The sequence below is a fragment of the Flavobacterium laiguense genome (assembly GCF_003097655.1).
GTDB classification, from domain to species: domain Bacteria; phylum Bacteroidota; class Bacteroidia; order Flavobacteriales; family Flavobacteriaceae; genus Flavobacterium; species Flavobacterium laiguense.
In genome coordinates, this window is sequence record NZ_QCZH01000047.1 from 1 (window position 1) to 2,643 (window position 2,643).

The following is a 2,643-nucleotide window of genomic DNA, read 5'->3' on the forward strand; positions in this document are numbered from 1 at the left end:
TGCAAATTCCGGTGATATTGACCACCCAATTCCAATTTAAAGTGAGCACCTGATTCCAATTCAAAATGACCACCTAATTCCGGAGCAAAGTGACCACCTCCATTTTTCATTAAAAACTACTCTTTTTCATCTGTTAATTAGTATTCAAATATACTTAAAATATTACCCTTTGTTTATACCTCTTTTCTTTCTCATAGATTCTCCATGTAATTCGAGTCGGTGGGACTGATGTATAAGTCTATCTAAAATTGCATCAGCAATGGTTTTTTCTCCAATTATATCATACCAACCTTGCACTGGGATTTGTGATGTTACAATTATAGAACCATTATTATGCCTGTCTTCAATGATCTCTAAAAGGGTAATTCGGTTGTGACTATCCAATGCTTGGAGTCCAAAATCATCAAGTATAATGACGTCTTGCCTTTCTATTTTGGCAAGTTCTCGAAGGTAAGAACCATCTGCCTTTGCCATTTTTAATTTAGCAAACAACTTCGAAGTATTAAAATAACTCACTTTAAAACCCTGTATACAGGCTTGATAACCTAATGCGGTGCCTAAATAACTTTTACCTACACCTGTACTTCCAGTGATTAAAATGTTTTCGTTTTTTTCTACAAATTCGCATTCTGCCAGACGCAGTACCATGTTGCGGTCAAGATTACGGGTTTGGTCAAAATTGATACTTTCAATATTTGATTTGTAATGGAATCGGGCATTGGTGATACTGCGCTGAATACGACGATTGTGTCTTTCATCCCACTCCGCATCAATAATCATCGATACAAACTGATCGAGTGTGTAATGGTCTGTTTTTCCGCTTTCAATGGCTGTTTTAAAGGCATTAAACATGCCATAAAGCTTCATTTGTTTCATTTTTGTTACTGTGGATTCATTCATGTTTTCAAGATTTAATTTAGTTATAATAATGTTTTCCTCTTATGTTACCGTGATTCGGGAGTTCTTGCTCGGGTTCTTGTTCAAAATCAATATGGTCTAAGTTGTTTTCTAAAATATTTTGTATCGTCTTAAAATTGTAAATTTTAAAATCAAGTGCCCGTTTACAGGCATTTATTAATCGCTGCTTACCTACCTTTTTCTCGAAGTTTAGTATTCCTAAACAACTTTTATAAGCCTGTTCAGGATGGTTTCTACTTTCGATTATCTGCATAATATATTCTCCCACTGATTCATCAATATTACTAGCCCAATCAATGAAGCGAGCAGCACTCCATTGGGCTACAAATTGATGCGTACTGGCTAAATGCTCTGGGGTTGTGGTATAGACATAAGGTTTGTAATTTCGTGCGTGAACAGCTATTCGATTGTATTTATAGTAGATTTCTACGGTTGATTTAGTATACAATAGTTTTGCTTTTTTCTTTACATATTGATACGGAACGCTGTAGTAATTTTTGTCTTGACTCAATTGGACATGCCCATTTTGCATTACTGTTGCAAAGGATTGGTATTTGATTTCAAAGCGCTCTTGCGGTAGTGGGCGTAGTTTTTGCTTCTCATCTTCTAAAAACAATTCTATACGAGAGTAAGGACGTCCTGTGAGTTTTCGACTGTTATGGGCATCTAATAAATCCCATATCTGCTGGTTTAATTCTTCCAGGCTAAAGAATTTAGTTTCTTTTAGGGTTACATAAATCCTTCGGTACAATATCTTGACAGCTCCTTCAACTAATGACTTATCTCTAGGCTTATAAGCCCTGGCGGGCAAAATTGTAGTTTCGTAATGTTCCGCTAAATCAGCCAAAGTTTCATTGATCGTCGGCTCAAAACGACTGCTTTTTATCACTGCGGATTTTAAATTATCAGGAACAATTGCTGCAGGGGTACCTTCAAAAAAGCGCATAGCATTTTCTACCGAAGTAACAAAATCCTCCTTCTGTTGGCTCATAGAAGCTTCAGCATAGGTGTATTGACTAGCTCCCAATATGGCTACAAAAAATTGTACTTCTTTGATTTCTCCCGTGTCGTTATCAATAATGGAGAGTGTTTTTCCGGCATAATCCACATACATTTTATCACCGGCTTTGTGATTCATGTGCATTACTGGATTGACTCGTTTGCCCCATATTTTGTAATGATGTCCAAATTGTGAACTCCTGTAACCATCAGGGTTTAGGATAATATATTGCTCCCACATGTGCTGTATGGTAACGCCAACTTTTTTCAGGTCCCGTTCCATTTTAGGGAAAAAATCATAAAGAATCTGCAGTTTGGGACTGATTGATTCCACAGTTGTATGTGAAAACAAAAGTTCTAGTTCAGCATCTGTTTTTTCATTAATTACTTCAAAACTTAATCCTAGGACTTCAAATAAAGAAATATACTTCTTCACTGTGTTTCTGGAAAGGGATAAGTACTTACTTATGAATAACTTACTTTTTCCATTACAGTAGAATTTAATTGCTTTTCTAATTTTACTCATGTCTGTTATTTTGTTTGCCATAATCCGTTTTTTTTAACGAATGTATGGTGCTAACAACATGAAAAAGTCAGTAGTTTTTAATTGTCAATTTACCCCGAAATTAGGTGGTCAATTTGAACTGGAAAGTGGTGGTCAATTTACTCCGAAACTGGTGGTCAATTTACACTGGAATGGGGTGGTCAATTTGACCGGTTTTTCCA

General features: G+C 36.0%; 2 protein-coding genes. Both read right to left on the minus strand.

What is annotated here, in order from left to right; all coding sequences use genetic code 11:
• Positions 1–162: 162 nt before the first annotated feature.
• Positions 163–900 (minus strand): IS21-like element helper ATPase IstB, encoded by a 738-nt coding sequence (gene istB, locus DB891_RS17325; RefSeq protein WP_116764825.1) that lies wholly within the window; start codon positions 898–900, stop codon positions 163–165.
• Positions 901–916: 16 nt separating this feature from the next.
• Positions 917–2,464, minus strand: a complete 1,548-nt coding sequence (gene istA / locus DB891_RS17330) for an IS21 family transposase (protein WP_116764826.1) — start codon at positions 2,462–2,464, stop codon at positions 917–919.
• Between the last annotated feature and the right edge of the window lie 179 nt (positions 2,465–2,643).

Excerpts from the sequence above, each read along its gene's own strand:
- istB (WP_116764825.1), bottom strand. The coding sequence starts at position 900 with ATGAATGAATCCACAGTAACAAAAATGAAACAAATGAAGCTTTATGGC.
- istA (WP_116764826.1), bottom strand. The coding sequence starts at position 2,464 with ATGGCAAACAAAATAACAGACATGAGTAAAATTAGAAAAGCAATTAAA.